5 protein-coding genes are annotated in these 5,809 nt (G+C 66.1%); 2 read left to right on the plus strand and 3 right to left on the minus strand.

All coding sequences use genetic code 11. The features are described 5' to 3' along the window. A partial coding sequence (locus ACP5E6_RS15610; protein ID WP_427955569.1) for an ATP-binding protein occupies positions 1 to 2,081 on the plus strand: 2,081 nt, incomplete at its 5' end. Between the two features lie 115 nt (positions 2,082 to 2,196). Further along, positions 2,197 to 3,186 carry a glycosyltransferase family 2 protein gene (locus tag ACP5E6_RS15615; RefSeq protein ID WP_427955579.1) on the plus strand — a complete coding sequence of 330 codons (990 nt, stop codon included), beginning with the start codon at positions 2,197 to 2,199 and terminating at the stop codon, positions 3,184 to 3,186. A 44-nt stretch (positions 3,187 to 3,230) separates the two neighbouring features. Here ACP5E6_RS15615 and ACP5E6_RS15620 read toward each other — a convergent pair whose 3' ends face one another. The 3 genes from ACP5E6_RS15620 to ACP5E6_RS15630 form a co-directional block, all read right to left on the minus strand. Next, positions 3,231 to 3,671 (minus strand): SufE family protein, encoded by a 441-nt coding sequence (locus ACP5E6_RS15620; protein ID WP_427955571.1) that lies wholly within the window; start codon positions 3,669 to 3,671, stop codon positions 3,231 to 3,233. Continuing rightward, positions 3,668 to 4,915 (minus strand): tyrosine--tRNA ligase, encoded by a 1,248-nt coding sequence (gene tyrS / locus ACP5E6_RS15625; protein WP_427955574.1) that lies wholly within the window; start codon positions 4,913 to 4,915, stop codon positions 3,668 to 3,670. Before tyrS ends, ACP5E6_RS15620 begins: the two co-directional genes overlap by 4 nt. Before the next feature lie 18 nt (positions 4,916 to 4,933). Continuing rightward, positions 4,934 to 5,809, minus strand: an 876-nt coding sequence (locus ACP5E6_RS15630; RefSeq protein ID WP_427955576.1) for a glycosyltransferase family 87 protein, incomplete at its 5' end; no start/stop codon positions are given.

Consider the following 5,809-nt stretch of genomic DNA (forward strand, 5'->3'; position numbering starts at 1 on the left):
TGATCACCCTGCTCGGTCCTGGCGGCATCGGCAAAACCCGGTTATCGCTCCAGATCGGCGCCGAGGCGCTCGGTCGCTTCGGCGATGGCGTCTGGTTCGTCGAACTCGCGGCCCTCACCACATCGGCCCAGATCGACGAGGCGCTGGCCCGGCTGTTCGCCGTCCGCCTGGAGAGCAACCGGCCGGTGATCGATCAGGTCGCAGCCAGTCTGCGCACACGGACCTTGCTTCTGATCATCGACAATTGCGAACATCTGATCGACGGCGCCGCCGCGACGGTGGCGGCGCTGCTGGCGCAATGTCCGGGCATCGGCATCATCGCGTCGAGTCGGGCGCCGCTGGGCCTCATCGGCGAGCAACGCTACGAGGTTCCAGCGCTCGACGTTCCCACGGCGGATCAGCTCGGCACCCTCAGCGCCGCGGCGGCGTTCGAGTCAACTGCGGTTCGCCTGTTCGTCGATCGGGCGCGGCTCGTTCAGCCGGAATTTATCCTCGACGATGCGAACGCCCCGATCGTCGCCACGATCTGCCACCGGCTCGATGGGCTTGCGCTGGCGATCGAGCTGGCGGCGGCGCGGCTTCGCCTGCTCAGCCCGGCCGCACTGCTCGACCGGCTGGATGACCGGTTCCGCCTGCTCACCGGCGGTTCGCGCACCGGGCTTGCGCATCAGCAGACCCTGCGCGCCCTGATCGACTGGAGCCACGATCTGCTCGGCGAGGCCGAACGCATCGCGTTCCGCCGGCTCGCGGTGTTCGCCGGCAGCATCACCGTCGCGGCCGCCGAGGCGGTGATCGGCATGCCGCCGCTCGATCCCAACGACGGTCTCGATCTGATCTCCGCCCTGCTCGACCAATCATTGATCGCCCGCCTGCCGTTGTCCGGGCACGACGCCAGGGTGCGTCTGCTCGACTCCACCCGCGCCTATGCGCTGGAACGACTGGCGGCGGCGGGCGAGGTCGATGCGGCGTATCAGGGCTTGACCCGGTATTTGATCGGCGTGTTCAGCGAGGCCGAAGCCCGCTGGCCGACCTGCGAGACGGACGCCTGGCGCGCCACCTATCAACCCGACATCGACAATCTGCGCGCCGCACTCGCCTGGGCGTTCGGCCCGCAAGGCGATGCCCGCCTCGGTGTCGCGCTGCTGGCGCGCACGATGGAAGCCAACCGCGAGGGCCTGACCGGGCGCGAATACGAGCACTGGATGGCCCAGGCCGCCGCCGCGATCACGCCGGACACCCCGTTGGACCAGGTCGCGCGTATCCGCCTGTACGCATCGGGCGGCTACACGCTGGGGGATGCCCGCGATGTCGAGGGCTGCCGGACCGCCTTCATGATGTTCCGCTCGATCGATGATACCGTGCGCGCCTGCCGCGCCGCGATGGCGCTGGCCTGGGCGATCGCGCGGCCCGGCGATGTGATGCCGGCGCAGCCCTATATCGATTTCGTGACCGCCTCGATGCCCCGTCTGCCGCAGGACAAGCATCGCGGCATCGTTCTGCTCCGGTTGGCGACGCTCGCCTCCTACGCCGGCGATCAAACCAGGCCACGCCAGTTGTGGCAGGAGGCGATCAGCATCGCCGAGCGTTTCAACGACCCGGTCACCATCCGGCTGTCGGCGATCAATCTCGCGGATTTCGAGGCCTCGCTCGGCCATTACGATCAGGCGATCGCCGCAACGACCGATGTCGTGCAGACCTGCCGGGAAAGTGGCGATCACGCGCTGCTCGCGAGCGCTCTGACCAATCTCGTCACCTATGCGCTGCTGGTCGGGCAGATCGAAACCGCCCGTGCCGCCGGCCGCGAGGCGATTTCGCTGCTGCTGGATCAGAGCGACGACGTGTTTCTCGCGATCTGCTGCGAAAGCATGGCCTGTCTTGCGGCATTGTGCGGCCAGAGCGAGCGCGCGGTCACGATCGCCACGTGCACCGACGCGTTTTTCACGGCACGCGGCATGGTGCGTGATGTCGCGGAACAGGCGGTTTGGCACGCGTTGACCGAGCGTCTCGGTCACGGCATCGCGACCCGACCCGACCCGCCCGCCAGTTTGCGCGACATCGCGGCCCTGGCATGCCTGGTCTGATCGGCACCCTGCCCCACGCGCCCCCTTGCGCTCGATCGATGATATCCCTGTGCGAGCGGATCGGATTGTGGCAAAGCACCAAGGTATGGATCAACGTGAGATTGTGTCGGACGCCATGGCCGCGGCAGACAGAGTGCCGGTTCTGACATCGCCGGGTCTGGTCTCGATTGTCGTGCCGTTTCACAACGAGGCGGCGAACGTCACGGTACTGCACGAGCGCCTCGGCGCCGTGCTCGATGATGCCGGTGAGTCGTGGGAGTTGGTCTGCGTCAACGATGGCAGCCGCGACGATACGCTGGCCCGGCTGGTCGCCCTCGCGGCGCGTGATCCGCGGGTGCGGGTGATCGATCTGTCGCGCAATTTCGGCAAGGAGGCGGCGTTGACGGCCGGGCTGGATTTCGCACGGGGCGATGCGGTCATTCCGCTCGATGCCGATCTGCAGGACCCGCCGGAGGTGATTCCGGCGCTGATCGCGAAATGGCGCGAGGGCTATGAGGTCGTCAACGCCGTGCGCAAGTCACGCGAGGGCGATGGGCCGGTCAAGCGGGCCACGGCGCATGCGTTCTACCGGGTGATCAACCGGATGAGTCAGGTCGATATTCCCGCCGATACCGGTGATTTCCGGCTGATGTCGCGCCCGGCGGTCGAGGCGCTCCGGCGCCTGCCGGAGCGGCGGCGGTTCATGAAAGGGTTATTTGCCTGGGTCGGGTTTCGGACCGCGACCATCTTCTACGATCGCGCGCCCCGCCATGCCGGCACGACCACCTGGAACTACTGGAAGCTGTGGAATTTCGCGATCGAGGGGATCACGTCGTTTTCCAGCGCGCCGTTGCGGCTTGCCTCGTATCTGGGGTTCAGTATTTCGATCCTTGCGTTCATCTACGCGGCGATCACGATTTTCAACAAGCTTGTCTATGGCAATCCGGTCAAGGGGTATCCGTCGCTCCTGGTCGCGGTGCTGTTTCTCGGTGGCGTTCAACTCCTCGCCCTCGGCGTGATCGGCGAATACCTGGGCCGGCTGTATGAGGAGAGCAAGCAGCGCCCGATCTATCTGGTGCGGGCGGTGTGGGAGGGGCAGGATCAACCGGCGCCGGTCAGGCACTGACCCTTGCTGCGCAATCAGGCACTGACCCTTGCCGCGAGGGCGGGTCATGCCGCCGCGGCGAAACGCTGGATCCGCTCGGCCATGGCGGCGACGCCATTGCCCCGGTTGCCCGATAGCGCGCCGATCAGGCCCCACTCCTTGAGGAAGCTCGCCGGCGTCGCGCGAATTTCATCCGGCGTGCGCCCGGAATAGACCTCGAGCAGCAGGGCAACCAGGCCGGCGACGATCGCGGCATCCGACGCGCCGGCGAAATAGAGTTTCCGCTCATGGCGTATCGGTTCAAGCCAGACCCGGCTCTGGCAACCCGGCACCAGCCGATCCTCGGTCTTGAGGGCATCAGGATAGGGCGGCAGGCATTGGCCGCGTTCGATGATGAACTGGTAGCGATCCATCCAGTCGTCGAACAGGAACAATTCATCGTGCAGATGCGCGATGGCTTCGGCGGCGCTGGGCTGATCGGGGATCACGAAGGGGCTGTCGATCATCCGGCGCGAACCAGGCGGTGCTGCTTGCGGCCGGCGGAGAGTTTCGCGACGCCATCGATCAGGTCGGCGAGTGAGATGGTCTGGGCTTCGTCGGTGATCGGGGCGTCGTTCAGCCGCGCGCCACCGCCGCGGATCAGGCGGCGGGCTTCGCCGTTGCTGGTGGCGAGGCCGGTGCGGACGAACAGGGCGATGGCCGGCACGCCCGCGGTCAGTTCGGCGTGGGGGATGTCGATTCCCGGCAGGTCGATGGCGGCCTCGCCGGTCTCGAAGGTGCGCCGTGCGGTTTCAGCGGCGGCTTCGGCGGCGGCGCGGCCATGGCAGAGCGTGGTGGCCTCGGTGGCGAGGATTTTTTTCGCCTCGTTGATCTCGGCGCCGCCGAGGGTTTCGAGCCGGGCGATCTCGTCGAGCCTCAGATCGGTGAACAGGCGCAGGAAGCGACCGACATCGGCATCCTCGGTGTTGCGCCAGAACTGCCAGTAGTCGAAGGGGGATCGTTTTTCGGCGGAGAGCCAGACGGCGCCGGCGGCGGTCTTGCCCATTTTGACGCCGGAGGCGGTGGCGAGCAGCGGGGCGGTCAGACCGAAGACCTGCCTGGTCTCGGTGCGACGGACGAGGTCGATTCCCTGGACGATGTTGCCCCATTGATCCGATCCGCCCATCTGCAGGGTCACACCGTAACGGCGGTTGAGTTCGCGGAAGTCAAACGCCTGCAGGATCGAGTAGTTGAATTCGAGGAAGGTCAGCCCCTGCTCCCGTTCGAGCCGGTTTCGGACGGAGTCAAACGAGAGCATGCGATTGACACTGAAATGGACCCCGACCTCACGCAAGAGATCGATATAGCCGAGCCTGTCGAGCCATTCCGCGTTGTTAACCAGGATGGCATCGTTGCCGCCTTGGCCGAAGCTCATGAAGGTTTCGATGTTGCGCTTGATCGCGGCGAGGTTGATCGCAATCTGCGCGTCCGTCAGCAGTTGACGCGCCTCCTCGCGGAACGAGGGATCGCCGATCCGCGTCGTGCCGCCACCGAGCACGGCCACCGGTCTGTGACCATATTTCTGCAGGAGGCGCAGCATCATGATCTGCGTCATGTGACCCACATGCAGGCTGTCCGCCGTACAATCGAAGCCGATATAGCCGGCGATCGGTGCGGCGCGCATCGCTTCGCGCAGACCCTCAAGATCGGTGCACTGGAAGATGAAGCCGCGCGCTTCGGCTTCGCGCAGGAAGTCGCTGGTGTCGCTCATGATGGAAATCCGCCGGTTTCAGACCATTGCGGGGTAGCACGCGGGGGCGGTGGTGCCAATTCCGTCGAGTCGCTTCCAGGCGCGGGCGGCGGCGAGGATGAGGATCAGGGGGGTGAGTTCCAGGTGAAGCGTGATGGCGATGACGGGGCAGAGTGCCGGCCACATCCACATCAGGACGTCGGCGATTTCGAGGCGCTGGCGCTCCCAGGCGAGCCAGGCGACCATGATCGAGAATCCGGCCATGTCGGTCGTGTAGCCATAGGGGGTGACGAGGAGGGTGAGCGTGACGGTCAACGCGATCAGGGCGGTTCGATCACTGGTCGGGCGACGCCAGGCCTGAAAACACAGGACGATCGCGGCCAGCGCGCTGATGGTCTGGGTTACCCAGGCCGCGGTGACGGAGCCGCCGAGACTGCGGAGCATCCAGAAGACGGAGGCGCCTTTCTGCTCATACAACGTGGGGAACGGCGCCACGAGAATCCGGTGGGAAGCCTTCATGCCGTAATGCAGGAAGGCTGGCCAGATCGACCATCCCCAGATCAGCGTGGTCGCGATGCAGAGGAGAGCGATCATGATCGCGCCGGTCACGATCGGGCGGTATCGGCGGCGGGCCAGGAGGGTGACCGGGGCGAGAAGCCCGGCTTGCGGCTTGAGAATGATCGCGCCGAGGATGGCTCCCGACAGGGACGGCTCGGTTTCGATGAGGGCAAGACCGGCGATGAACATGGCGCCGGTCAGCAAGCCGAGCTGGCCCACCAGCATGTTATAAAGTCCTGCTGTGCTGAGCAGGCCCGTGACGATGATGATCCATGGGACATGAGCGCGCCGCAGGAGGGCGATGGCGCTGCCGGTCAGGGCGAGGGTCCAGATCAGGAAACCGCCCATGAAGCCGAA

The sequence above is a fragment of the Acidiphilium sp. genome (assembly GCF_049977125.1).
Taxonomy (GTDB): Bacteria; Pseudomonadota; Alphaproteobacteria; order Acetobacterales; family Acetobacteraceae; genus Acidiphilium.